Source organism: Novosphingobium sp. PY1 (assembly GCF_017312445.1).
GTDB lineage: Bacteria > Pseudomonadota > Alphaproteobacteria > Sphingomonadales > Sphingomonadaceae > Novosphingobium.
Genome location: NZ_BLTI01000008.1, coordinates 127,528 through 152,234, shown reverse-complemented (window position 1 = coordinate 152,234; position 24,707 = coordinate 127,528). Strand labels below are relative to the sequence as shown.

25 protein-coding genes are annotated in these 24,707 nt (G+C 64.1%); 10 read left to right on the top strand and 15 right to left on the bottom strand.

The genetic code is table 11. The features are described from left to right. Positions 1 to 17: 17 nt before the first annotated feature. The gene (locus J3474_RS12110; RefSeq protein WP_207094383.1) at positions 18 to 776 is read right to left on the bottom strand and encodes a bifunctional 2-polyprenyl-6-hydroxyphenol methylase/3-demethylubiquinol 3-O-methyltransferase UbiG; all 759 of its coding nucleotides are present in this window, start codon (positions 774 to 776) and stop codon (positions 18 to 20) included. Positions 777 to 849: 73 nt separating this feature from the next. Here J3474_RS12110 and J3474_RS12105 point away from each other — a divergent pair, with 73 nt between their 5' ends. Next, positions 850 to 1,590: a ComF family protein gene (locus tag J3474_RS12105; RefSeq protein WP_207094382.1), complete on the top strand. Its 741-nt coding sequence runs from the start codon at positions 850 to 852 to the stop codon at positions 1,588 to 1,590. 320 nt (positions 1,591 to 1,910) lie between these two features. Continuing rightward, a complete protein-coding gene (gene hisI, locus J3474_RS12100) occupies positions 1,911 to 2,288 on the top strand; it encodes a phosphoribosyl-AMP cyclohydrolase (protein ID WP_013833599.1) in 378 nt (125 codons plus the stop codon). Between the two features lie 54 nt (positions 2,289 to 2,342). On the opposite strand, the gene J3474_RS12095 is transcribed toward hisI, so the two are convergent. The 6 genes from J3474_RS12095 to tyrS form a co-directional block, all read right to left on the bottom strand. Beyond that, complete coding sequence (locus J3474_RS12095) at positions 2,343 to 3,050, bottom strand: dienelactone hydrolase family protein (RefSeq protein WP_207094381.1); 708 nt, start codon at positions 3,048 to 3,050, stop codon at positions 2,343 to 2,345. Continuing rightward, a complete protein-coding gene (gene cysK, locus J3474_RS12090; protein ID WP_207094380.1) occupies positions 3,047 to 3,964 on the bottom strand; it encodes a cysteine synthase A in 918 nt (305 codons plus the stop codon). The genes J3474_RS12095 and cysK overlap by 4 nt, the downstream gene beginning before the upstream one ends. Then, positions 3,954 to 5,231 (bottom strand): MFS transporter, encoded by a 1,278-nt coding sequence (locus J3474_RS12085; protein WP_207094379.1) that lies wholly within the window; start codon positions 5,229 to 5,231, stop codon positions 3,954 to 3,956. Before J3474_RS12085 ends, cysK begins: the two co-directional genes overlap by 11 nt. 56 nt (positions 5,232 to 5,287) lie before the next feature. Continuing rightward, a complete protein-coding gene (locus J3474_RS12080; protein WP_207094378.1) occupies positions 5,288 to 7,414 on the bottom strand; it encodes a TonB-dependent receptor in 2,127 nt (708 codons plus the stop codon). 204 nt (positions 7,415 to 7,618) lie between these two features. Next, positions 7,619 to 7,957: a pilus protein PilZ gene (locus J3474_RS12075; protein ID WP_013833604.1), complete on the bottom strand. Its 339-nt coding sequence runs from the start codon at positions 7,955 to 7,957 to the stop codon at positions 7,619 to 7,621. Positions 7,958 to 8,065: 108 nt separating this feature from the next. After that, positions 8,066 to 9,295 (bottom strand): tyrosine--tRNA ligase, encoded by a 1,230-nt coding sequence (gene tyrS, locus J3474_RS12070; protein WP_207094377.1) that lies wholly within the window; start codon positions 9,293 to 9,295, stop codon positions 8,066 to 8,068. Between the two features lie 180 nt (positions 9,296 to 9,475). Between tyrS and J3474_RS12065 the strand changes: the two genes are divergently transcribed. From J3474_RS12065 to J3474_RS12055, 3 genes are all read left to right on the top strand, one after another. After that, positions 9,476 to 10,015, top strand: a complete 540-nt coding sequence (locus J3474_RS12065) for a DOMON-like domain-containing protein (protein ID WP_207094376.1) — start codon at positions 9,476 to 9,478, stop codon at positions 10,013 to 10,015. Beyond that, positions 10,012 to 11,220 carry an exo-beta-N-acetylmuramidase NamZ domain-containing protein gene (locus J3474_RS12060; RefSeq protein ID WP_207094375.1) on the top strand — a complete coding sequence of 403 codons (1,209 nt, stop codon included), beginning with the start codon at positions 10,012 to 10,014 and terminating at the stop codon, positions 11,218 to 11,220. Before J3474_RS12065 ends, J3474_RS12060 begins: the two co-directional genes overlap by 4 nt. 81 nt (positions 11,221 to 11,301) lie before the next feature. Next, complete coding sequence (locus tag J3474_RS12055) at positions 11,302 to 11,772, top strand: DUF4440 domain-containing protein (RefSeq protein ID WP_013833608.1); 471 nt, start codon at positions 11,302 to 11,304, stop codon at positions 11,770 to 11,772. Between the two features lie 65 nt (positions 11,773 to 11,837). Here J3474_RS12055 and J3474_RS12050 read toward each other — a convergent pair whose 3' ends face one another. From J3474_RS12050 to J3474_RS12040, 3 genes are read right to left on the bottom strand one after another with little or no spacing between them, the layout of a single operon-like run. Continuing rightward, positions 11,838 to 13,019 carry a VWA domain-containing protein gene (locus J3474_RS12050; RefSeq protein ID WP_041558994.1) on the bottom strand — a complete coding sequence of 394 codons (1,182 nt, stop codon included), beginning with the start codon at positions 13,017 to 13,019 and terminating at the stop codon, positions 11,838 to 11,840. A 5-nt stretch (positions 13,020 to 13,024) separates the two neighbouring features. Further along, positions 13,025 to 13,450, bottom strand: a complete 426-nt coding sequence (locus J3474_RS12045; protein WP_013833610.1) for a GFA family protein — start codon at positions 13,448 to 13,450, stop codon at positions 13,025 to 13,027. Between the two features lies 1 nt (position 13,451). Then, entirely contained in the window at positions 13,452 to 14,297 is an 846-nt protein-coding gene (locus tag J3474_RS12040; protein ID WP_207094374.1) for a MoxR family ATPase, read from the bottom strand. A 133-nt stretch (positions 14,298 to 14,430) separates the two neighbouring features. On the opposite strand from J3474_RS12040, the gene J3474_RS12035 reads away from it, so the two are divergent. Next, entirely contained in the window at positions 14,431 to 15,645 is a 1,215-nt protein-coding gene (locus tag J3474_RS12035) for a glycosyltransferase family 87 protein (RefSeq protein WP_207094373.1), read from the top strand. Positions 15,646 to 15,682: 37 nt separating this feature from the next. Next, on the top strand, positions 15,683 to 16,423 hold the full coding sequence (locus J3474_RS12030; protein ID WP_207094372.1) for an NYN domain-containing protein: 741 nt from the start codon (positions 15,683 to 15,685) through the stop codon (positions 16,421 to 16,423). Between the two features lie 19 nt (positions 16,424 to 16,442). On the opposite strand, the gene parE is transcribed toward J3474_RS12030, so the two are convergent. Further along, a complete protein-coding gene (gene parE, locus J3474_RS12025; RefSeq protein WP_007015277.1) occupies positions 16,443 to 18,449 on the bottom strand; it encodes a DNA topoisomerase IV subunit B in 2,007 nt (668 codons plus the stop codon). Positions 18,450 to 18,506: 57 nt separating this feature from the next. Further along, positions 18,507 to 19,664, bottom strand: a complete 1,158-nt coding sequence (locus J3474_RS12020) for a penicillin-binding protein activator (RefSeq protein ID WP_207094371.1) — start codon at positions 19,662 to 19,664, stop codon at positions 18,507 to 18,509. Positions 19,665 to 19,704: 40 nt separating this feature from the next. Here J3474_RS12020 and rsmI point away from each other — a divergent pair, with 40 nt between their 5' ends. The 3 genes from rsmI to gshB all read left to right on the top strand — a co-directional run bounded on the left by rsmI (position 19,705) and on the right by gshB (position 21,982). Next, the gene (rsmI, locus tag J3474_RS12015; protein ID WP_013833615.1) at positions 19,705 to 20,532 is read left to right on the top strand and encodes a 16S rRNA (cytidine(1402)-2'-O)-methyltransferase; all 828 of its coding nucleotides are present in this window, start codon (positions 19,705 to 19,707) and stop codon (positions 20,530 to 20,532) included. 10 nt (positions 20,533 to 20,542) lie between these two features. Next, on the top strand, positions 20,543 to 20,902 hold the full coding sequence (locus J3474_RS12010; protein ID WP_007015274.1) for a YraN family protein: 360 nt from the start codon (positions 20,543 to 20,545) through the stop codon (positions 20,900 to 20,902). Positions 20,903 to 20,995: 93 nt separating this feature from the next. Continuing rightward, positions 20,996 to 21,982, top strand: a complete 987-nt coding sequence (gene gshB, locus J3474_RS12005; RefSeq protein WP_207094370.1) for a glutathione synthase — start codon at positions 20,996 to 20,998, stop codon at positions 21,980 to 21,982. 24 nt (positions 21,983 to 22,006) lie between these two features. On the opposite strand, the gene J3474_RS12000 is transcribed toward gshB, so the two are convergent. From J3474_RS12000 to rdgB, 3 genes are read right to left on the bottom strand one after another with little or no spacing between them, the layout of a single operon-like run. Further along, on the bottom strand, positions 22,007 to 22,918 hold the full coding sequence (locus J3474_RS12000; protein ID WP_207094369.1) for a tyrosine recombinase XerC: 912 nt from the start codon (positions 22,916 to 22,918) through the stop codon (positions 22,007 to 22,009). Next, complete coding sequence (gene hemW, locus J3474_RS11995; protein ID WP_207094368.1) at positions 22,915 to 24,066, bottom strand: radical SAM family heme chaperone HemW; 1,152 nt, start codon at positions 24,064 to 24,066, stop codon at positions 22,915 to 22,917. The genes J3474_RS12000 and hemW overlap by 4 nt, the downstream gene beginning before the upstream one ends. A 9-nt stretch (positions 24,067 to 24,075) precedes the next feature. After that, positions 24,076 to 24,705 carry an RdgB/HAM1 family non-canonical purine NTP pyrophosphatase gene (rdgB, locus tag J3474_RS11990; protein WP_007015270.1) on the bottom strand — a complete coding sequence of 210 codons (630 nt, stop codon included), beginning with the start codon at positions 24,703 to 24,705 and terminating at the stop codon, positions 24,076 to 24,078. Positions 24,706 to 24,707 lie beyond the last annotated feature (2 nt).

The following is a 24,707-nucleotide window of genomic DNA, read 5'->3' as shown; positions in this document are numbered from 1 at the left end:
CGTTATCGGGCTGGAAGTCAGCGCTTCCAGCCCGATAACGTCAGGATTTCGAACTTTTCGACCGTGCGCCCGTCCTCGCCGGCGGCGGCGAAAGCCTCACGCGCCCTTTCCAGTGCCTGCTTGCCGAGCGCCGGAGCGTGATCGGCCAGGACATTGCCGCAGCCTTGCGCGCGCAGATCGCCTACGAGCCTGTCAAGGCTGCGGAACGATACCCGGAGCGGGCGCTGGTCGATGACCGGATCGGCGAAAAGCGTGCGTTGCAGCAGTTGTCCCCCCGACCGCACATCGACGGCGGGGTGCATGCGCGCCGCCGGCTGATCGCCGTCTGCCGAAAGCATTACGTCCCGCAAGGTCGGCAGGCAGCCCGCCGAAAGGAAACTCGCAATCATCATGCCGCCGGGCGCCAGCGCCTTGCGGATGTGGATGAGGGCGCCGGGCAGGTCGTTTAGGGTGTCGAGCGTACCGAGGCTCGCGATCAGGTCGAAGCCGTCGAAGGGGAATGGCTGTTCCTCTTCGAAGCCCTCGGCCGGCTCAACCGCGGTGACCTTGACCCCGCGTGCTGCAAGGTTTCGGGCAAGCTCGCCCGTCCAGTCCCCGACGACAAGGGCGCTCGCCGGTTTGAAGCGCAGGAAGTCGAGCCGCTCGATGACGTCTTCGACCATGTCCTCGAGCAGGTAACGCGGTGCATCGGGCCGGTTCTGCAGAGCGAGCATGCGGCGGCGGGCCATGCGGCGCCGGGCCGGGGAGAAAATGCGGGGGGGACCTTTGCTAGCCATCTGCGCCCCCTGCCGCGTGTTCGGCCTGCACGCAACCGGTTGTCGCGCCGGACCGATCGGTTAGCATGAGCCGATGCCGCTTTCCCAAGCTCTCGCGCCGCTGGTCGATTTGGTCTTTCCACCACGCTGCCCGCTCTGCGGCGAGGGCATTGCTGCGCAGACGGGCCTGTGTTCACGGTGCTGGTCCGAGCTTGCGATTCCCGGCGAACCCTCCTGCGCCACCTGTTCGCGACCGTTCGCCGATGGCGTGGGTGAGGGCTCTGTCTGCGCGCCATGCCTTGCCGAGCCCCCGCGCCATGACGGGATCGCTGCGGCCACGCTCTACAACGATGTCTCGCGCAAGCTGGTGCTGTCGCTCAAGCATGGCAATCGCATATCGCTTGCGCCGATGATGGCCGGATTGATGCTGCCGAAACTGCCGTTCATGGACGATAGCTGGCTGATCGCGCCCGTGCCGCTGCATCGCTCGCGATTGTGGAAGCGCGGTTACAATCAGTCGGCAGAGCTGGCGCGCGAGATAGGCAAAGCGACGAAGGCAAGCCATTGCGTGGATCTGCTGGAGCGCAGAAAGGCGACGCCTTCGCTTGGCGGCCTGGGCCGCAGCGCCCGCAACCGTGTGCTGACAGGTGCGATTGGCTTGAACCCGCGCCGCAAAACTGTGGTGAAGGGGGCGAAGATCGTTCTGGTAGACGACGTCAGGACCAGCGGGGCGACAAGTGATGCCTGCGTCTCCACGCTCAAGCGCGCCGGAGCCGGAAAAGTGGTGATCGCCTGCTTCGCGCGGGTGCTGGATGAAGCGCTCGACTTGACCTGACCAGCAGCGGGACCATACGAAAACGCCCGGAGCGGTCAGCTCCGGGCGCCCTCGTGACGAAACTCGTGGACCCCGTTATCCGGTTCAGCGGCGCCCCTGCACGCCGCTTGGTCCGATCCCTCAACTTGGTTCCCTGAACCGTGGCGCTTGTCTGTCAGCGACCTTTGGGTCAGAAGCAGCCCCCCAGCTGCGGAGCTCAAAATCCTACGAAACGCCGATCTTGGAAAGTGCATTTCCGGCAATACGTGGATTTTGACCATCATCTGTGGTTATCGTGCAACATTCACTGCGTTGAACAGGTCGAAAAGGAAATCTACCGCATGTCAGACGTCTCAAGCGCCGAACGCGAACTGGGAACCGCTTTCCTGCCGAAGTTCGATGCGCATGGACTGCTGATTGCCATTGCCGTCGACTCGGTCAGCCGCGAGATACTCATGGTTGCGTACATGGACGAGGAAGCGCTGGCCAAGACCCGCGAAACGGGCCTTGCGCACTTTCATTCGCGCTCACGCGGCAAGCTCTGGCTCAAGGGAGAGACTTCCGGACACTTCCTGCGGGTGCAGGAAATGCGGGTCGATTGCGATCAGGATGCGCTCATGCTGGTGGTCAAGCCGGAGGGCCCGGCTTGCCATACGGGCGCGCGCAGCTGCTTCTACCGCCAACTGGAAGGCGACGAACTTCGCCGCATTGCCGAATGATACCGGTTTTCCGGGAAGGGCCGATCCTGTTACGGCCCTTCCCGGAAGATCTCGTCAGCCAAGGATCTCGTCGAAGAGGTTGACCATCGCGGCCCAGCTCTGGCGATCGGCGCTGGCATCGTAACCCAGCGCGTCCATGCCCCGTGAATCGCTCGCCGGCTCGGTAAAGCCGTGCTTGACGCCGCTGTAGGCATGGAAGTGCCAGTTGGCGCCGGCCGCATCCATTTCTTCCCAGAAGCCCATGACCTGATCGCGCGGAACCATCGGGTCGGCATCGCCGTGGCACACCAGAATACGTGCCTTGATCGCGCCCGGCACGGTGGGGACGCTCGTTCCCAGTGTGCCGTGAAAGCTGACGACGGCCGCGAGGTCCTGTCCGTCACGGGCGGTTTCAAGCGCAGCCTGGCCCCCCATGCAATAACCGATGGCGAACATGGTCAGGCCCTGGGCTTCGGTAAGACCGCGCAGCGCAGAGATCGCGGCGGCGCAGCGCGCGCGGTAATAGGCATTGTCCTCGCGCAGCGCCTTGGCGAGCGGAAAGGAGGCCTCGAAGCTCGCGACCGGTTCGCCGTAAAAGTCGGCAACCATGGCCAGATACCCCAGATCGGCGAGCATCTGCGCGCGATGGGCCGTACCTTCATTGTGGTTGGCGATCGTCGGGAAGACGAGCACCGCAGCGCGCGGCGTGCCCTTAGGGCGGGCAAGCCACCCGGTCAGGTCGACGTCGGCGTGCGAGTAGGAGATGGGCTGCAAGTCACTCATTCGGGGAGAAACTCCGGAACAGACAGGTAGCGCTCGCCTGTGTCGTAATTGAAGCCGAGCACACGGCTGCCGGCAGGAAGGTCCTTCAGCTTCTGGGCGATCGCGGCCAGCGTCGCCCCCGAACTGATGCCCACCAGCATACCCTCGGTCGTGGCGCAGCGGCGCGCCATGTCCTTGGCGTCGGCAGGATCGACCTGGATCGCGCCATCGATCGACTGGGTGTGAAGGTTCGACGGGATGAAGCCCGCGCCGATGCCCTGGATCGGGTGCGGGCCGGGCTGTCCACCGGAAATGACCGGCGAAAGGGTCGGCTCGACCGCATAGGCCTTCATGTCGGGCCACTTGGCCTTGAGCGTTTCGGCGCAGCCGGTGAGGTGGCCGCCGGTGCCTACGCCGGTGATGAGCACGTCGACGGGGGTTTCGGCGAAGTCGGCCAGGATTTCCTGGGCCGTCGTGCGGACATGGACGTCGACGTTGGCCGGGTTGTCGAACTGCTGGGGCATCCACGCGCCCGGCGTGCTATCGACCAGTTCCTTTGCACGTTCGATCGCGCCCTTCATGCCCTTTTCCTTGGGCGTGAGGTCGAACGTGGCGCCATAGGCCAGCATCAGCCGGCGGCGTTCGATCGACATCGATTCGGGCATGACGAGGACCAGCTTGTAGCCCTTGACCGCGGCAACCATGGCCAGGCCAATGCCGGTGTTGCCCGAAGTCGGCTCGATGATGGTTCCGCCCGGCTTGAGACTGCCGTCGGCCTCTGCAGCCTCGATCATTGCAAGGCCGATGCGGTCCTTGATCGATCCTCCGGGATTCGCGCGCTCCGCCTTCACCCAGACTTCATGGTCCGGGAACAGGCGCGAGAGCCGGATATGCGGCGTATTGCCGATAGTGGCGAGAATGCTGTCAGCCTTCATGCTCATGCTCCCTCTGGCGATAATGTGGCTCGAATGTGCGGGCGTTGCGGATCTCGGGAAAGATCCATGCCCAGATTGCGGTAATGACTATGGCAGCGCCGCCGCCGAAAACAACAGCCCCACTGGCACCGAGCAGTGCGGCAGCCACCCCGGACTGCATTTCCCCCAGCTCATTGGAAGCGGAAACGGCGACGCCGGAAATGGCCGAGACGCGGCCCCGCATCTCGTCGGGCGTGTTTAGCTGGATCAGCGAATTGCGAATGAAGACCGAGATCATGTCCGCCGCACCCAGCACGGCCAGAAAGCCCAGCGACAGCCAGTAGTTCCACGAGAGACCGAACGCCACGGTAGCCGCGCCGTAGGCGCCTACCGCAAGCAGCATCTTCACACCGACATTGGTGTTGAAGGGCCGGAATGACAAAAGCAGCGCGACGATGGCTGCTCCGAAGGCGGGCGCGGCCCGCATGGGACCAAGTCCTTCGGGACCAACCTGCAGGATGTCGCGGGCAAAGACCGGCAACAGCGCGGTAGCCCCGCCGAGGAGGACGGCAAAGAGATCCAGCGTAATGCAGCCGAGCAGGAAACGTTCGTGCCACACGAAGTGGAAGCCATGCAGGATCTGGCGCACGGGATGGGTCTTGCGGGCGTGGGCCGAGGGCGGCGGCAGCGTGCGGATGAGCATGATGCTGGCGCTGGCCATGACCATCAGCACCAGCGAGATCCAGTAGGGCAGATCGCGCTCATGCGCGAAGAGAAACCCGTAGGATGCCGGGCCGACGACGGTGCCGGCCTGCCAGGCGATGGAATTGAGCGCGATGGCCTTCGGGATCAGTTCTGAAGGCACGATGTTGGGCGCAATGGCGCTCAGCGCAGGGCTTACGAAGACGCGGGCGCTCCCGTGCAGTGCCGCGAAGAAGAACAGCAGCGGCAGGCTGTGAATCTCGAACATGGTTGTCACGGCAAGGCCACCGGCGATGATCATGTCGACGCACATTGCGGCAGCGGCGACCTTTCGCCTGTCGAACATGTCGGCAACCACGCCCGCAACTGGCGTCAGCAGGAACAGCGGCACGAACTGCACCAGGCCGAGGATGCCGAGCTGCAGCGATGCCTGCGGAATCGACATGCCGTATTCGGCGCGCGCAACATCGTAGAGTTGGTAGCCGATGATGACGACCATGCCGGTCGTGGCGACAACCGCCATGAACCGGGCGAACCAGAACTTGCGGAAGTCAGCGATGCGAAGGGGGGACGACGGTGTGCTCACGCGGGCACCTGTGGCACTGCCGCCGCCCCTTGCCAAGTCGCTCCTTTAAATGTCTCTTACAGCGAGAATTTTGCCGTCAGGCGGATGTCCCGGCCGGCGATCGGCACGAAGTCGCGCGTCTCCGATGCCGCGAGGCGTCCGGTGACGCCGAACAGGTTGTCCGCCGAGAGGATCAGCGAAACCGGGCCATCCTCGCCCATCGGACGCCAGGTGGCGCTGGCATTGACGAGAGTGAAGGCACTGGTGGGGTTCTCGTTGTCAGCGACACGGTCCTGCCTGGCGTTCCACTCGACCTCTGAGCGAAGGGAGAGCACGGAGGAACCGAATTCAAGACCACCGCGCACGCGCAGCGGCGGGATGCGAGGTACCGGCCCGATGTCGACGAGGCGCGCGTGGGTGTAATCCACCCCGGTATCCAGCTTCAGGGAATTGTTCATACCCCAGCGCAGGAAAGTCACTTCGCCTTCGGCCTCGACGCCGCGGAAGCGGGCAGGGGCCTGGAGGTATTGATAGACGGGGAAATCCTCGATGATCTCGCCTGTCGGGGCGGCAGTGATGAAGTTGGCGAAGTTCGTGCCGAAGGCCGTGACCGAAGCGTTGAAATCGCCGCCGCTGTAGCGAACCCCCGCCTCGATGCCGTCGCTGCGCTCGACGGTGAAGCCGGGATTGCCCCGTTCATAGGACTGGGTGGCATCGTGCATGCCGTCGACGAAAAGCTCCTCGGCAGACGGAGCGCGTTCGCCGTGCGCGTAATTGACCGAGACGGTCATGTTCTCGATCGGGTGCCAGGCGATGCCCGCAACACCCGAGTATTGTGAAAAGTTGCGCTTCTCGTTCGTCGGAATGGTGCGGATGCGGGTGTTCTCGTAGCGCAGTGCGCCTTCCAGGTCGAAAGCACCCAGTTCGATGTGCTGCAGGGTGAAGACGGCGAAGCGATCGGTCTGGTTGTCCGGCAGAAGCAGTTCGTCGCCGCTGATGTCGAGCCGTTTGGACGAGTATTGTACGCCGCTGCTGCCGCTCCAGATGCCGCGCCGCGCCTGGTCGGCCTGCGCGCGTACTTCCAGCCCCTTGCTGTGGAACTGGGTGCCGATATTGCCGTCCTCGACTTCGGCGTGCTCATAGTCACCATAGGCCCCGCGCAGTTCCAGACGCTTGAAGAAGCCTTCAAGGTTCAGCCCGGCGCGAAGGTCGACACGGGTCTGCCGCAGGGAGATGGAGGTCTCTCCCGGATCGGTCGAAGGGCGCGGCGGGATGCCGTAGTCGGTGGCCAGTCGTTCGACCGAGACGCCGATGTCGCCGCCTTCGTCGATGAAGGCGATGCCCGCCCCCAGGGTCCAGCCCTTGGCCCAGCTGTTGGGGATACGCCCCTTGCGGTTGGCCTGCGCCGTCAGGCGAGCCGCGCCTTCGGCATCGCCGTCTGCCGCAAGGTCGTCTGCCTGCGTCAACGTCTGCGCACGCAGCTCCGGCGACAGGATGTAGCCGCCGACGCGAAGGTCGTTGGCGTGGTTGTACGAGGCGTCGAAGTGGGTGACGACTCGCGAATCGAGCCGGACGTCGGCGGCAACACCTCCGTTCACACCATCGGCTGCCGTGCCGTAGGAGCCCAGTGCATCGAGGGCGATGAGCTTGTCCGGGACCCGGCGGGGAATGCGCTTGTCGGTGGCGTTGACCGCACCGCCAGCCGGATCGCTGGCATAAAGCAGGACGCGCGGGCCGTGCAGGACTTCGACCCTGTCGACGTTGAGAGTGTCGAGCGAGACGGCATGGTCCGCCGAAACGGAGGATGCGTCGAGCGAACCGAGGCCGTCGAGCAGTACCTGCACGCGCGGACCGTCGAAGCCGCGCAGGATCGGGCGCGATACGCCGGGCGCGAAGCCGCTGCTCGATACGCCGGGAAGGCTGGCCAGCATCTGCCCGATCTGCGGCGCAAGATTGCGGGTGAGCGTCTCGCCCTGAAGTACGACGGGGGCGGAAATGGGGTCGGTGTTCCCGGATATAACACGGCCGGTGACGATGATATCCGGGCCGCTTTCGCTGGCGTGGGTGCTGTCGCCTGCGGGACTGACCGACTGGGGAGCTGCGGTTTCGGCAAAGGTGGGAGCGGCGATGAAGGGAAGGGCCGCGGTGGCAAGGAAGCTGGCGTGAAGCAGCCTGGCGATTCGGGGGGAGGAGTGGTTGCTCATGTTTGTTGCTTAATTGTAATGTTATATTATATCAACATGCGATAGCAGTCGGTGAAGATATAATGACACGCTGCGGCAAGGACCTGCCGCCGGCAGGCGCACTGCATAGCCGGACTGGACACCGCTCATCCGAAACGCGGGATGCGCGGCGGCTCCGGGTAGCCCGATAGTGCTTCTAGAGGTGTGCCGCGTTGCGGCGCGAAATCAACGGCGGGGACGCAGGCGCGGATTGGGCTGGATTGCATCGACCAGCTTGAGGAAGTCATCCACGCGTATGATTCGTTCGAACTGAAAGCCTGCGCGGCCTTCGTGCGACCAGATGAGATGGGCCTCGATCCGGCCGATTACGGGCAAACGCAGTACCACGCGCTCGCCTCGGTCGAGGTTCAGTTCGCCATTGGCCATGAAGCCTTGAGCGGAAACGTTGACGATGTGCAGGCGAACGTCGCCCAGTTGGCGATGTTCGCCGATGACCGAGTGATCCACCGGATGCCGTGCCGCGCGGCGCTTGTCGGTTACGCTGAGCTGTGCTCCGGCACTCATCGTCGTTTTGCCTCAATGTAGTTGTCAAGGCAGACATGATGCATGCAATTGGCAAACAATCCGTAAACCCGGCAAGATTTTGCCGGGTTTACGGCGAGATGCCAAGATTTATACGCCTTTAAGGATGCCGTGCTTCTTCTTGCCGAGGCTGAGCTTGCGGGTTTCTCCGGCAGGCACCGTGATCAGCAGGCCCGGATCGTCCATCGCGGCATCGTCCAGCTTGACTGCTCCTTCGCCGATCTTGCGCTTGGCTTCGCCATTGGAGGCGGTGAAACCCAGCGCCGTGCAGGCCACGCCGAGCCGAATTCCTTCAGCGCTCACTTCTACCGTTGGAAGGTCTTCACCCAGGCCGCCGCCTGCGAAAGTCTGCGCGGCGGTCGCTTCGGCGGCCTTGGCGGCCTCTTCACCGCGGCAGAGCCTGGTTGCCTCGTTTGCGAGGATCACCTTGGCATCGTTGATCGCGCCGCCTTCGAGCGCTTCCAGCCGGGCGATCTCGTCAAGCGGCAGGTCGGTGAACAGGCGCAGGAACTTGCCGACGTCGCGGTCGTCGCAATTGCGCCAGAACTGCCAGTAATCGTAAGAGGAGAGGGCGTCCTCGTTGAGCCAGACCGCGCCCGAGACCGACTTGCCCATCTTCGAGCCATCGGCCTTGGTGATGAGCGGGGTCGTCAATCCAAAGACCTCCTTGCCGTCCATGCGCCGTGCCAGTTCCACGCCATTGACGATGTTGCCCCACTGGTCCGATCCGCCCATCTGCAGGCGCACGCCCATCGTGTCGCTCAGGTGCCGGAAGTCATAGCCCTGCAGGATCATGTAGTTGAATTCGAGGAACGTCATCGGCTGCTCGCGCTCGAGGCGAAGCTTGACCGAATCGAAGCTGAGCATGCGGTTGACGGTGAAGTGCGTGCCGACCTTCTGCAGCATCTCGATGTAGCCGATCTGGCCCAGCCAGTCGTGATTGTTGACCATGACCGCGTCGGTCGGGCCGTCGCCGAAAGTAAGGAAGCGTTCGAAGGCCGTACGGATCGAGGCGATGTTCGCTTCGATGGCTTCATCCGAGAGCATCTTGCGCACTTCGTCCTTGCCGGTCGGATCGCCGATGCGCGTGGTGCCGCCGCCCATGAGGACCACCGGCTTGTGGCCGGCCTGCTGCAGGCGGCGCAGCAGCATGATCGAGACAAGGTTGCCGACATGGAGCGAGGATGCCGTCGCGTCGAAGCCTACATAGCCCGGCACGACCTGCTTGGAGGCAAGGGCATCGAGGCCCTCGGCGTCGGTCATCTGGTGGATGTAGCCGCGCTCGTCGAGCAGGCGGAGCAGGGAAGAGTTGTAGGTCATGGCCTTGCTGTCTGGATGGATGTCTCTTGTTTGGAGCGGGGCGCCTAGCACGCGGCGGGCGTGAAACAAAGCACACAGGCGCACATGTCGCACCGCCAAGGCGCATGATCGCCGGAAACTCGGGATCGGTGGCGAAGCCGATTGCAATTTGCCGGCAGTTCGGCCCTAGTCAAAGCGACCATGACAGACCTTACATATCATCCCGCTCATCCGCCCGCCCATATCCGAAGCGTGGAGACGCGCTTCATCGGCTTTGATCACGAATGGGTCCGGGTTCGCTGGAAAATCCTCGGCGCGGCAAGGCTTGTCGTTCCGCCTTTCGCGGGCAGGGGGAGGGACGATGGGCTGTGGAACACGACATGTTTCGAGCTGTTCCTGCAGACGCCCGGCGACAAGGCCTATGTCGAACTGAACCTTTCGCCGTCGGAACGCTGGAACGCCTACGATTTCGAAGGCCGCCGCGAAGGCATGGCGGAGCGGCCTATGCCGCGCGAGCCTGAATGTACAATGCGCAAGGGCACGGACATGGCCATCTTCGATGCGGCAATTCCGGCCGCGGGGCTTCCTGCGCGGCCCTGGCATTGCGGGCTGACTGCGGTGCTCGAGGAGGAGGGCGGCGTGAAATCATTCTGGGCCCTGTCCCATGCCAACCCGGATGCGCCGGACTTCCACGATCCGGCTTGCTTCACGTTCGAGGTTGCGGCACCGAGCGTGGCATGAAATTCGGTATTGACCGCCTGCTGGCGGACCCAGAACTGCGCAAGCCGCTGGCCGGCCGCCGCGTCGCGCTCATCGCTCACCCGGCCTCGGTCACTGATCGTCTCGTGCATTCGCTGGACGCGCTGGCGGCCTGTCCCGACATCGCCCTGACGGCCGCCTTCGGCCCGCAGCACGGCCTCAAGGGCGACAAGCAGGACAACATGGTCGAGACCGCGGATGAGCGCGATCCGCTTTACGATATACCGGTGTTCAGCCTCTACGGCGAAGTGCGCCGCCCCAGCGCGGCAATGATGGACACGGCCGATGTCTTCCTGTTCGACCTGCAGGACCTGGGCTGCCGCATCTACACCTTCGTGACGACGCTGCTCTACATGCTTGAGGCCGCGGCGGCACAGGGCAAGAGCGTGTGGGTTCTGGACCGTCCCAATCCCGCTGGCCGTCCGGTTGAGGGGACCACGTTGCTGGCAGGTCAGGAAAGTTTCGTCGGCGCCGGGCCCATGCCGATGCGCCACGGCCTGACCCTGGGCGAAATGGGGCACTGGTTCGTTCGCCAGTTCGGGCCGGACGTCGATTACCGGGTCATCGCGATGGAAGGCTGGGCGCCGTCGCAGGCTTCAGGGTTCGGGTGGCCGGACAGTCGGATCTGGATCAATCCCAGTCCCAACGCGGCCAACCTCAACATGGCCCGGGCCTATGCCGGCACGGTCATGCTCGAAGGTACGACGCTTTCGGAAGGCCGCGGCACGACCCGCCCGCTCGAAGTCCTGTTCGGCGCGCCTGACGTGGATGCCAGGGCGGTTCTTGCCGAAATGGAACGGGTGGCGCCCCACTGGCTCGGCGGCTGCGCCCTTCGTGAGTGCTGGTTCGAACCGACCTTCCACAAGCATCAGGGCAAGCTGTGCAGCGCGCTTATGATCCATGCCGAGGGCGGATTCTACGATCACCACGCGTTCCGCCCCTGGCGCCTGCAGGCGCTGGCGTTCAAGGCGATCCGCAACCTCTACCCAGACTATCCGCTCTGGCGCGACTTCCCGTACGAATACGAATTCGACCGGCTTGCCATCGACGTGATCAACGGCGGCCCGGCGCTGCGCGAATGGGTGGATGATGCAGGTTCGCAACCTGGCGACCTCGACGCCTTGGCAGGGCAAGATGAGGCGGCATGGCTGGAAACCACGAGGGACCTGCTGCTTTACGGGGGATAACCGGGTTGCCTTGACCCCTCAGGTGCGTACCTTGGGTCTCGCGAGCAGCGCAAAGCTGCCGCGATGAACGGAGGGGACAATATGCGAGTTGTTTCATTCGCCCTGGTTCTGGCCGCGCTTTCACTGCCCGGCTGCAGCCAGCAACCCACAGCGCAAGCGGCTCAGCCCTTGACGCAAGCCGATGCACAGGCCGTACTCGACAATTTCGCCAAGGCACTGTCGTCGATGGACCTGCAGAAGGTCGACGATATGTACGCCGCCGACGTCGTTGCGTTCGATCCGGGCAAGCCTGAGCGCATCGGCGGTAAAGTAGCGCTCCACGTCATGAATGCGCAGTATGTCGACATGAAGTTCAACCATGTCGAGATGCCCGAACCCAAGTTCCAGATTCTTGGCCCGGACTTGTTCATCGCTTCGGGCACCGCGCACTTCACCGGTACTGAGGGCAAGACGAAGGAAGGCGACGTGCGCTACACCGAGGTCTTCCAGAAGCAGCCCGACGGGAACTGGCAGTCGATCCACGAGCATCTGGACTACCCGCCGAAGACCTGATTCCTGCTGCTGGCATAGCTGGGCGTTCCTCTCCCTCGGCGATGCCGAGGGGGAGGCCGTCAGGATCAACTCTTCTTGCGGGACAGTTCGCGCATGGCAGCATCCAGTCCTTCGAGCGTCATCGGGAACATGGCGTCTCCGAGGATCTCGCGGATCATGCGGGTGCTGCCCGAATAGCCCCACTGCCGCTCGGGCGAAGGATTGAGCCAGACCGTCGCGGGATAGGTCTGTACGATACGCTGCAGCCAGACTCCGCCCGGCTCCTCGTTCATGTGCTCGACCGATCCGCCGGGGTGGCTGATCTCGTAGGGACTCATCGCCGCGTCGCCGACGAAGATGACCTTGTAGTCGTGTCCGTACTTGTGGAGGATGTCCCAGGTCGGAGTGCGCTGAGACCAGCGGCGGCGATTGTCCTTCCACACGCCTTCGTAAAGGCAATTGTGGAAGTAGAAGAACTCCATGTTCTTGAATTCGCTGGTTGCAGCGCTGAACAGCTCTTCCATCAGCTTGATGAACGGGTCCATCGAACCGCCGACGTCCAGGAACAGCAGGACCTTGACCGCATTGTGCCGCTCGGGGCGCATGTGCAGGTCGAGCCAGCCCTGCTTGGCCGTGCCGCGGATCGTTTCCTCGAGATCGAGCTCCTCGGCCGCGCCTTCGCGGGCAAAGCGGCGCAGGCGGCGCAGTGCCACCTTGATGTTGCGCGTGCCAAGTTCCCTGGTGTTGTCGAGATTGGCGAATTCGCGCTTTTCCCAGACCTTGATCGCGCGCTTGTTGCGGCTTTCCCCGCCGATGCGGATGCCTTCGGGGTTGTATCCGGAATTGCCGAAGGGCGAGGTTCCGCCTGTGCCGATCCATTTGTTGCCGCCCTGGTGACGCCCCTGCTGCTCCTCGAGCCGCTTCTTGAGCGTGTCCATGATCTCGTCCCAGGAGCCTAGCGCCTTGATCTTCTCCATTTCCTCCTCGGAGAAGTACCGTTCGGCGATGCGCTTGAGCCATTCTTCAGGGATATCGACCGGCTGCTGGCCGTAGTCCGTGAACACGCCCTTGAAGACTTTCTGGAACACCTGGTCGAAGCGGTCGAGCAGGCCTTCGTCCTTCACGAAAGTCGTGCGGCTGAGGTAGTAGAACGCTTCGGGCGTCTGCTCGATGACATCGCGGTCCAGCGCCTCGAGCAGAACGAGATGCTCCTTGAGCGATGCCGGGATGCCGGCCGCCCGCAGCTCGTCGATGAAGTTCAGCAGCATGGCGATCAGCTCTTCGGCGGAACCGGGGGCTGGCGCGGGAACTGTTCGAGCCGGGGATCGATCACGGCCCATTCAGGCGCATCCTCGATCCAGATTGCGGAAGTGGGAGCGAGCCGGTCGCTTTCCTCGAGGAAGCCGACGCGAAGCACGCAGGCTTTCGGCCGCGAGGAGTTGCGGCCCATGATCGCCGTTCCGCACTTGCCGCAAAAGCCCTGCTCGATGGTGTTGCCGCTGGCCGCCGTATAGCTGAACCAGGAGAGTTCACCGTCCATCGCGATGGCATCGGTCATGAACAGGGCATTGGTGGTTGCGCTGCCTGCGGCCGATTTCTGGCATTGGCGGCACCAGCACTGGCGCACCCAGAGCGGTTCGCCGCTGACCGTCGCGGTAACGGCGCCGCAGTTGCAGCGTCCGGTATGGGGTGCGCTCATTTCAGGCGCCCCGGCGCGACATGAACGCAAGGCGTTCGAACAGCATCACGTCCTGCTCGTTCTTCAATAGCGCGCCATGGAGCGGCGGGATTGCCTTGCTCGGGTCCTGGTTCTGCAGGACGTCGAGCGGCATGTCCTCGCTGAGCAGGAGCTTGAGCCAATCCAGCAGTTCGCTGGTGGACGGCTTCTTCTTGAGGCCGGGCACGTCGCGCAGTTCGTAGAAGATCTCCATCGCCTTGGTGACGAGGGACTTCTGGATGCCGGGGAAGTGGACGTCGACGATCGCCTGCATTGTCTCGCGGTCCGGGAACTTGATGTAATGGAAGAAGCAGCGGCGCAGGAAGGCGTCGGGCAGGTCCTTCTCGTTGTTCGAGGTGATCACGACGATCGGGCGATCCTGCGCCGCGATGTGCTCCCCGGTCTCATAGACGTCGAAGGCCATGCGATCGAGTTCGGCGAGAAGGTCGTTCGGGAACTCGATATCGGCCTTGTCGATCTCGTCGATCAACAGGACGGGCAGTTTCTCCGAGGTGAAGGCTTCCCACAGCTTGCCCTTGCGGATGTAGTTGCGGATGTCGTGGACGCGTTCGTCGCCCAGCTGGCCATCGCGCAGGCGGGCGACTGCATCGTACTCGTAAAGGCCTTGATGCGCCTTGGTCGTCGACTTGACGTTCCAGGTGATGAGCGGTGCGCCGAGCGCTGCTGCGATCTGCTCGGCCAGAACGGTCTTGCCGGTGCCGGGCTCGCCTTTCACGAGGAGCGGGCGACGCAAGAGCACAGCTGCGTTCACCGCGACTTTCAGGTCATCGGTGGCGACATAGCTGCTGGTACCTTCAAAACGCTGCATCGAAACTTCCCAAAATTTTAAATGTCCGATTAAATCCTATTTGGTGCGTCGCAGCATGGCAAGTCTCATTGCAGGTAGGCAAACCGCGCGCGGGGCATGGACATCGCCTTCTGCCCATTGCACAAGTTTGCCCATGGGGGCCGATTTTCTGCGCAAGATGGACTGGTTGGGCCGTGACAGGGCAGTGGCCTACTTGCGGATCATCGCATTTCTGAATGTTGCATCGCTGGTGCTTCTCGTCGCCACATCGCAGGACGGCGTGGATGCCAACGGCTTCCTGCTGGGCAGCGACTTCGTCAGTTTCTGGACCGTCGGCCACATGCTGCAGGACCATGGCAACGTGTATGACGGTGCAGCGCATATCGCCGCTCAGCGAAAGTTCTTTGCCTCGTCCGGAGGCTACACGGCCTTTTTCTATCCACCCACATTTCTGCCGTTCTGCTGGCCCCTCGGATTTCTTTCCTACTTTCCGGCCCTGGTCAGCTGGCTGCTGGCCACGGGAACGCTTTACGTCATCGCAGTGCGTCGCTGGCAGACCGCGTTGCGGTTCGACTTTCCGCTTTGGCTGCTGGTCCTTGCCTTCCCGGCCGTGCCCATCGTCATCACCCACGCGCAGACTTCCTTCATGGTTGCGTCGCTTTTGGGACTGGGGGCGCTGCTGGTGCCCGGCAGGCCCGTGCTTGCCGGAATTCTTTTCGGGCTGGCTACGATCAAGCCGCAGTTCGGCATCCTCGTCCCGCTGGTCCTGCTGCTGACCCGCGAGTGGAAGGTGATCGCTTCGGCCGCCGTCACCGCTATCGCTTTGGCCCTGCTATCCGCGCTGGCCTTCGGGGCTGACACCTTCGAGGGCTGGCATGCGGCAAGCGGGCGGGCGCAGGTAGCCATGGTCGATGGCGCGGTAGGCTTCGGCAAGATGATGAGCGTGTTTGCAGGGGCGCGACTGATCGGGCTCACGCCCGGCCTGGCTTATGGAGCGCAGGCGGCGGTGGGCCTTGCGACGATCATCCTTCTGATCCAGGCCTTCCGGGCAAGACCTTATTCGCCGGCACTGGGCGCGCTCATGCTCGCAGCTGCGCCGCTGGTGACGCCTTTCGTCCTCGATTACGACATGGTGCTGCTCGCCTTTCCGCTGCTCTGGCTGACCAGCCGCGGGATCGCAGATGGCTTCCGCGATTGGGAGAAACTCGCCCTCGCACTTGCCTTCATTGCGCCGGTCTTCGCGCGGCCCATTGGCCTTCATCTCGGCATACCGATCATGCCGCCGATCCTGGGGTTCCTGCTCTGGGTTCTGCTTCGCCGCTATTCCGCCGAAGAACGCCCCCGCGCGCCGATTGCCGTGCAACCCTAGCCCGCCCGGTGTTTTGGGCTATGCAGGAACCTGTGAAATGAACCGAGAGGAGCCGCAATTGGCCGACCGCAAGCAACGTCAGAACCGCAACATCGCCTTGCTCATCGATGCCGACAATGCATCGCCGGCAACACTCGATGCCGCGCTGACGATCCTCGGCGATCTCGGGACCGTCAACGTCCGTCGGGTCTATGGGAACTGGAGCAAGACAGCGCTCAAGGGCTGGTCGCAGTTGGTGCATCGCCATGCACTTGAACCGCAGCAGCAGTTCGACCTGACCAAGGGCAAGAACGCCACCGACATGAAGATGACCATCGATGCGATGGACCTGCTGTACGGCGGTCATGTCGATGGATTCGGCATCATGTCGAGCGACAGCGACTTCATGCCGCTCGCCATCCGGATCCGGCAGAACGGTACCCCTGTTTACGGCTTCGGTTCCACTCGCACGCCCGAGGCTTTCCGCGAGGCCTGCACCCGCTTCATCGACCTGGACGCCATGGTCAAGGACGACGAACGCGCAGAGCAGGGCGAAGAGCCGGCAAAGCCCGAAGTCGACAAGGAACTGGTCAAGCTTCTGGGCGATGCCTGGAAAGCCAGCAAGCGCGACGACGACGGATTTGCCAGCCTCTCCGAAGTCGGTCAGCGCGTCGCCAACCGGTCATCCTTCGATGCCCGCAGCTACGGCTTTTCCCGCCTCTCCGAACTGGTGCAATCCCTGCCCAATTTCGCGACCGAAAAGCGCGATAGCGGGCTGTTCGTCAAACGCGTGCGGTAAAGCCGCGCCAGCCTGACGATCAGGCGTCGATCAGGTCGCGGTCGATTTCGCCGGCGCGGTTCTGGATGAACTGGAAACGGTGCTCGGGGTTGCGGCCCATCAGGCGATCGACGAGATCCTTTACCGCGGCCCGGTCTTCATACTCGGGCGGCAAGGTGATGCGGATGAGCGAGCGGGAATCAGGGCTCATCGTCGTCTCGCGCAGCTGCTGCGGGTTCATTTCACCGAGACCCTTGAAGCGGCCGACTTCCACTTTCTTGCCCTTGAACTTCGTCGCTTCGAGTTCGGCGCGGTGGGCATCGTCACGGGCATAGGCCGAGGTCGAGCCCGCGGTCAGGCGATAGAGCGGCGGTTGGGCAAGGTAGAGGTGGCCGCGCTTCACGATGTCCGGCATTTCCTGGAAGAAGAACGTCATCAGCAGCGTCGCGATATGCGCGCCGTCGACGTCGGCGTCGGTCATGATGATGATGCGGTCGTAACGCAGGTTGTCCGCATTGCAGTCCTTGCGCGACCCGCAGCCGAGCGCAAGGTTGAGGTCGGCGATTTCCTGGTTGCCGCGGATCTTGTCCGAGGTGGCGCTGGCGACGTTGAGGATCTTGCCGCGGATCGGCAGGATCGCCTGCGTCTTGCGGTCACGTGCCTGCTTGGCCGAACCGCCTGCCGAATCGCCCTCGACGATGAACAGCTCGGTCTCGCCGTTGCCTTCGCCCGAACAGTCGGTGAGCTTGCCGGGCAGGCGCAGCTTCTTGGCATTGGTTGCCGTCTTGCGCTTGACGTCGCGTTCGGCCTTGCGGCGCAGGCGATCGTCCATGCGCTCCATGACCGCACCGAGCAGGGCCTTGCCGCGATCGAGGTTGTCCGAAAGAAAGTGGTCGAAATGGTCGCGGATCGCGTTCTCGACGAGGCGGGCGGCTTCCGGACTGGTGAGCCGGTCCTTCGTCTGGCTCTGGAACTGGGGATCGCGGATGAAGACCGAGAGCATCGTTTCCGAACCGACGACGATGTCGTCAGGGGTGATGTCCTTGGCCTTCTTCTGCCCGACGAGATCGCCGAAGGCGCGGATGCCCTTGGTCAGCGCAGCGCGCAGGCCCTGCTCGTGCGTGCCGCCATCGGGCGTCGGGATGGTATTGCAGTACCAGGAATAGGCGCCGTCCGAGTAGAGCGGCCAGGCGATTGCCCATTCGACGCGGCCCAGTTCGAGGCCCTGATCGTTTTCCGGGAATTCCTGCGAACCGGAGAAGAACTGCGCAGTCACGCATTCGCGGCTGCCGATCTGCTCGGCAAGGTGGTCGGCAAGGCCGCCGGGAAACTGGAACGTCGCTTCGGCCGGAACGTCGTCGCTGGCGAGCGAGGGCGAGCACTTCCAGCGGATCTCGACTCCGGCGAAGAGGTAGGCCTTGGAACGAACCAGCTTGAACAGGCGGTTCGGCTTGAACTTCTGGTCGCCGAAGATCTCGGTATCGGGGGTGAAGGTGACGGACGTACCGCGGCGGTTGGGCGCGGCGCCGACCTTTTGCAGCGGGCCGAGCGTTGCACCTCGCGAGAACTCCTGCGCGAAGAGTTCCTTGTTGCGGGCCACTTCGACGCGTGTCTTCACCGATAGGGCATTGACCACCGAGATGCCGACACCGTGGAGGCCTCCGGAAGTGGCATAGGCCTTGCCGGAGAACTTGCCGCCCGAGTGCAGGGTCGAAAGAATGACCTCGAGCGCCGACTTGCCCGGATACTTGGGGTGTTCGTCGACCGGGATGCCGCGTCCGTTGTCGGTGATCGTCAGGCGACCGGCCGTTCCCGGTTCTTCCTCCAGCAGGACTTCGATGCGGTTGGCGTGGCCGGCGACGGCCTCGTCCATCGCGTTGTCGAGGACTTCGGCCGCGAGGTGATGAAGCGCGCGTTCATCGGTGCCGCCGATGTACATGCCGGGGCGTCGCCGGACGGGTTCGAGACCCTCCAGAACTTCGATCGCGGAACCGTCGTAGGATTCTCCGCCCGCAGACGGCAGCTTGTCGAAGAGGTCATCGGCCATGCGTGATCCTATACGGGACAGTGAAATCCCCGATCAAGCATGGCCGTGTTCTTATCCTCAGTCGCCGAAATGCGTGGGCGCGGGGCTGACGACCTTGACGCCGGCCTTTTCGATCTCGCGCACTTCGAGCGCGCGTTCGATGGTGCCGCCGCGAGTGAAGCGGAATGGACCGTCGAGACCGAGGAAGCCGCCGCTCTCCAGCATCTGCGAAGTCGGGAACGGCTTGCCCACCTTCCAGTCGCGCGCGACGCGAAGGGTAAGCAGGACCGCGTCGTAACCAAGGGTGGCGATGCGCGCGGGCTGGCTGCCGAAGCGGGTGCGGTAGCTCTTGGAGAACTGGCCGAAGCGCTGGTCGGACACGGTGGCGAACCACGCGCCGGCAAGGGCGGGCGTGGTCGAGACGGCGCGTTCGCCGCTCCACAGTTCCGTGCCGAGGATCCGGACCTGGGGTTTGGTTCCTCCGGTCCGGAACTGCGTCGCCGCGCGGGCCGACATGTTGCCGCCATCGGCGATCAAAAGCGCGCCATAGCCGTCCTTGGCATGGATGCGCTGGGCGGCGGAGGAGATCGACGCAGCGGTCCGGTCATAGGGCTCCATGGCGATCACTGCGCCGCCTGTATCGCGCACGGCGGCAAGGAGGGCGGTGCTGGCGCGGTCGCCATATTCGCCCCGCGGGATCAGGGCGGCAAAGCTGGTGATGCCGCGCGAATTGGCATAGCGCACCGTGCGCGCGACCGACTGGCCCGGCAGGTTGCCCATGATGAAAACATCCTTGGATGCGGCTTCCTCGTCATTGGAGAACGAGATCAGCGGCACCTTGGCCGGCCGCGCGAAGTTGGCGACGGCCGGGATGTTGTCAGACAGCAGCGGCCCGAGAATCAGCCGGTTGCCATCGGCGACGGCGCGCTTGGCGGCTTCGCCCGGATTGCTGGCCGTGTCGTAAGTCGTCACGCGCAGGTTTCCGGCATTGGTGTCGAGCAGCGCCATGTTGGCCGCATTCGCGATCGACTGGCCGACAGCGCCGTTGGGGCCTGAAATCGGGACAAGCAGGGCGATCCGATGACGGTCGTTGTCCTCCTGGATCACGCTTTCGCTGGGCGATGCGGTGGGCGTGGGCGTGGGCGCTGTCGTCTTGGGAACGATGCTGCAGGCGCTCAGTCCCGCCATCGCTACCGCGGCGAGAAGATTGCGCCTGTTCAGGCGTTTGTCGAACATTGCTTGCCGCTCCCGTAGTCCTTGGGCCATGAGTCTCGCGATGGAACACAGTCTTTCGCCGGGCCTCTATATAGTGGCAACCCCCATTGGCAACCTGAGCGACATAACGCTCCGTGCAATCGAGGTATTGCGGGGAGTCGGTGCCGTCGCCTGCGAGGATACCCGGGTAACGGGTAAATTGCTGCATCACCTTGGAATAAAGAAGCGGATGATCCGCTATGACGACCACGCCGGGGAGGGGGATCGGGAGCGGCTCCTGGCCCTGATGGAGGCAGAGCCGGTCGCGCTTGTCAGCGATGCCGGAACGCCGCTGATATCCGACCCGGGCTATCGTCTCGTGCGCACGGCCCGTGAGCGGGGGATTGCCGTTACCAGCCTGCCCGGGCCCAATGCGGCGATTGTCGGCATGACCCTGTCGGGCCTCGCCAACGATCGCTTCCTTTTCGCCGGGTTCCTGCCGAACAAGGCCAGGGCGCGCGAAAGCGTGCTGCAGGAACTGTCGGGCGTTCCCGCCACCCTGATCTTCTACGAGACCGCGCCGCGGCTCGAAGCCTCTCTCCAGGCCATCGCCGCCACCCTGCCGGGCCGCGAAGTCGCCGTGGCGCGCGAGCTGACCAAGAAGTTCGAGGAATGCAGGACCGGCACGCCCGAGGACATCATTGCCCATTACGCCGCGCATCCGCCCAAGGGAGAGATCGTCCTCATGATCGCGCCGCCATCGGACGATCCCGTCGGCGAAGTCGATGTCGATGCTATGCTGCTGGCGGAGCTTGCCGATTCCAAGGCATCGCAGGCCGCGGCCAAGGTTGCCAAGGCGACCGGCATGGATCGCAAGGAGCTCTATGCGCGGGCGCTCGAACTCAAGTGACGGTTCCGCGATGAACCGCAGGGCCCGGGCCGAACGGCGCGGTCGGCGCGGCGAGACACTGGCTGCCTGGTACCTGCGGCTATCGGGCTGGCGGGTGCTCGCGAGCCGCGCGCGCACGCCGCGCGGTGAAGTCGATCTGGTGGCGCGTCGGGGAAGGGTCCTGTGCTTCGTCGAGGTAAAGTGGCGCGCCCGGGCGCAGGATCTGGACAGCGCCATCGACGCGCACCGCCTGCGCCGCGTGGCCGCAAGCGCGCAAGCATTGGCCCCGCGCTTTGCCAGAGACGGCGACGATATCCGCATCGACGTTCTGCTCATGGCACCGCGCACATGGCCTCGCCGGATCGTCAATGCCTGGCAACCCGGGCGGTAGTTCTGATTTGCGGCGTGGAACCGGAAACAGGTCGCACGCGGGCGAATTTGGGATTAAGCGGACCACGGCAGCAACCCAAGGACCCGATTTTCCATGACGTTACGCATCGCCGTTCAGATGGACCCGATCGAAAGCATCAACATTGCAGGAGACTCTTCCTTCGCCCTGATGCTCTCTGCGCAGGACCGCGGCCACACGCTCTATCATTACGATGTGCGCACCCTGGCTTACGACGCATCCGAAGGTGCCGCCGGAAGGTTGACCTGTTGGGGCGCGCCAGTGACGGTACAGCGCGTCGAAGGTGCGCATTATACGCTCGGTGAATACCGCCTGATCGATCTCGTCGCGGACATCGATGTCGTGCTGATGCGGCAGGATCCCCCGTTCGACCTCGGCTATATCACGGCGACGCACTTGCTAGAGCGGCTTGAAGGCCGAACGCTCGTCGTCAACGATCCCGCTTCGGTCCGCAATGCACCGGAGAAGGTCTTCGTTCTGGACTACGCGCGCTTCATGCCGCCGACTTTCATTGCCCGCCGCATCGAGGACGTACGCCTGTTCCAGCAGCGGCAGGTCGCCGCCGGTCTTGGCGGCGACCTCGTGGTCAAGCCGCTGCACGGCAATGGCGGCAAGGCGGTGTTCCGCGTCCCGGCCGACGGGAGCAACCTGGGCGCCCTTGTCGAGATGTTCCAGAATGCCTGGGTCGAGCCGTTCATGGTGCAGCCGTTCCTTCCCGATGTTTCCGAAGGCGACAAGCGCATCGTCCTTGTCGACGGCGAGTTTGCCGGCGCGATCAACCGCAAGCCCGGCGAAGGGGAGTTCCGCTCGAACCTCGCGGTGGGCGGCTCGGCCGAAGCGACCACCCTGAGCCCGACCGAAGAGGAAATCTGCGCGGCGCTTGCACCGGAACTCAAGGCGCGCGGCCTCGTTTTCGTCGGCATCGATGTCATCGGCGGCAAGTGGCTGACCGAGATCAACGTGACCTCGCCGACCGGGATCGTCGCAATCGACCGATTTAACGGTACCGACACCTCGGCGTTGATCTGGGAGGCGATCGAGCGCCGTCACGCGGCGATGTAAGCTCATGCGGGAAGCCCGCCCGGACTACTCCCGTTCGCGCGGATGGGCGTTGCGATAGACGTCTAGCAGGGTCGCTGCATCGACCCGGGTGTAGATCTGCGTCGAGCCGAGGCTGGCGTGACCCAGGAGTTCCTGCAGCGAACGCAGGTCCGCCCCGGCCCCGAGCAGGTGCGTCGCGAAGCTGTGGCGCAAGGCGTGCGGCGTCGCGCTCGGCGGCAATCCCAGGCTGACGCGGGCGCGGGCGACGGCCTTCTGCACCATGCCTTGCGACAGGGGACCTCCCTTCGCCCCCCTGAACAGGGGATCCTTCCGGTGGTTCTCGTGCGTGACGGGCCACGGGCACTTGGCGACATAGTCGTCCACCGCATCTCGAATGATCGGGAGCAGGGGCACGACCCGCTGCTTTGCACCCTTGCCGGTGACGACCAGCGTATCCCTTAGCGGTAGGACCGAAGCCGTCAGGGACAGGGCCTCGGCAATGCGCATCCCGGCTCCGTAGAGCAGGAGCAGGACCGCCCGGTCGCGCGCGCCGATCCATTCCTCCCGCGCGTCTTCATCGACGGCCACGGCGAGATTGACCGCTTCGTCCGGCGTTACCGGACGCGGAATGCCCTTCTTGATGCGTGGTCCGCGCAGGCGCGGCGGCATCGCGTCGGTCATGCCGGCTTTTTCGCGGGCAAAGATCAGGAAGGCCTTGAGCGCCGAAAGCTCGCGCGCGGCTGAAACATTGCCGATCCCCTGCTGTCGCCGGGCTGCAAGTTGGCGGCGCAAGGCCGCGGCATCGAGGCTGGCCAGTTGCGGCCAGTCGGTTTCGCCAAGCGTGTCGAGCAGGCGCGAAGCCGTGGCGACATAGGCGCGGACGGTGTGCGGACTGCGCCTGCGTCCCTGTGCAAGATGGGTGCCCCAGGCTTCGAGAAGGTCCGCCTTGGCCGTCACGGTTCGACGAGTTCTTCGGGCACCAGTTCGCCGAGCAAGGCATCGAGCAATGGCATACCGTTTTCGGCGACACCAAGCCGCGAGTCCTGCCGCCAGACGAGGCCCTGACCTTCGTAGAAGGCAGCCTTGTCTGCATTGCAAAGCGCTTCCTGGGGCAGGGCAAAGCGTGACGCCATGACGTCAAGATCCACACCTTCGCGCAGGCGCAGGCCCATCAGCATGGCTTCGGAAGCCTGTTCCCTTTGCCCGAGCGGACGTCCTTCGCTGGTGCCGTGGCCCTGTTGGGCGATCGCTGCGAGCCAGTTCTCCGGCTTGCGATGCCGCACCGTTGCCATGCCGCCGCGCCGCCCGTGGGCGCCGGGACCGATCCCGCAATAGTCGCCGTAGCGCCAGTAGGTGAGGTTGTGACGGCTCTCTTCGCCGAGGCGGGCGTGGTTGCTGATCTCGTAGGCGGGAAGTCCGGCGCCAGCGGTCAACTCGCGGGTCAGCGCGAACATGTCGGCGCAGGCATCCTCGTCGAGCGGTTCGAACGTGTGCTGGCGCACCATCGTGGCAAAACGCGTGCCGGGCTCGATGGTGAGCTGGTAGAGCGAGAGGTGGCCGGTGCCGAAGGACAGGGCGCGCGCCAGTTCGGCCTGCCATTGCTCGACACTCTGGCCCGGCCGGGCATAGATGAGGTCGAACGACACCCTTTCGAATTGTCGTTGCGCAACGTCGAGGGCATCGAGCCCTTCGCGGGCATCGTGGAGTCGGCCGAGGAAGCGCAGTGTCTCATCGTCGAGCGCCTGCAGCCCGAGCGACACCCGGTTTACCCCGGCCGAGGCCAGTGCCGCGTAGTTGGCCGCTTCCACCGAGGACGGATTGCCCTCCAGCGTGATCTCGATGCCCGGTGCAAAGCCCCAGAGCCGCTCGGCTTCCTCAAGCAGCCTTGCGACCAGCGCCGGCGGCATGAGCGAGGGCGTGCCGCCGCCGAAAAAGATCGATTCGAGTCTTTCTCCGCCCGCCAGCGCATGCTCGTGGCGCATGTCGGCAAGCAGCGCGTCCTGCCAGTGCTGGTGGTCGACGCGTTCGCGGACATGGCTGTTGAAGTCGCAATAAGGGCATTTTGCGAGGCAGAACGGCCAGTGGATGTAGAGCGCGCGGGCCATCAGCCGATGTTAGCCGCCGAACTGCTCCGCGACCAGCTTGGCGAAAGCATCGGCGCGGTGGCTGATCTTGTGCTTTTCCTCGGGGTCGAGCTGCGCGAAGGTCGTGTCGCGGCCGTTCGGCACGAAGACCGGGTCGTAGCCGAAGCCCATCGTTCCGCGCGGCGGCCACGAAAAAGTGCCGTTAACCCGGCCCTCGTAGACCACGCTGTCACCGTCGGGCCAGGCGATGGCGAGCACGCAGCTGAACCAGCAGGAGCGATCGACTTCGGGACCCTGCTCGCACAGCAGGCCCTCGACCTTGCCCATTGCCATGTACCAGTCGCGGCCGGGTTCTCCTTCGAACCACTGACGCTCGGCCCAGTCGGCGGTGTAGACCCCGGGGCGTCCGCCCAATGCCGCCACCGAAAGCCCGCTGTCATCGGCAAGCGCAGGAAGCTGCGAGGCCTGCGCCGCTGCCCGTGCCTTGATCAGCGCATTCTCGATGAAGGTCTTTCCGGTTTCGGCCGGTTCGGGCAGGCCCAGTTGTCCTGCCGAGAGGCATTCCATGCCGTAAGGCGCCAGCAGCGCGCCGATTTCCTTCAACTTGCCCGCATTGTGCGTGGCAATGACGAGGCGTTTGCTGTCGAGCTTTCGGGTCATGT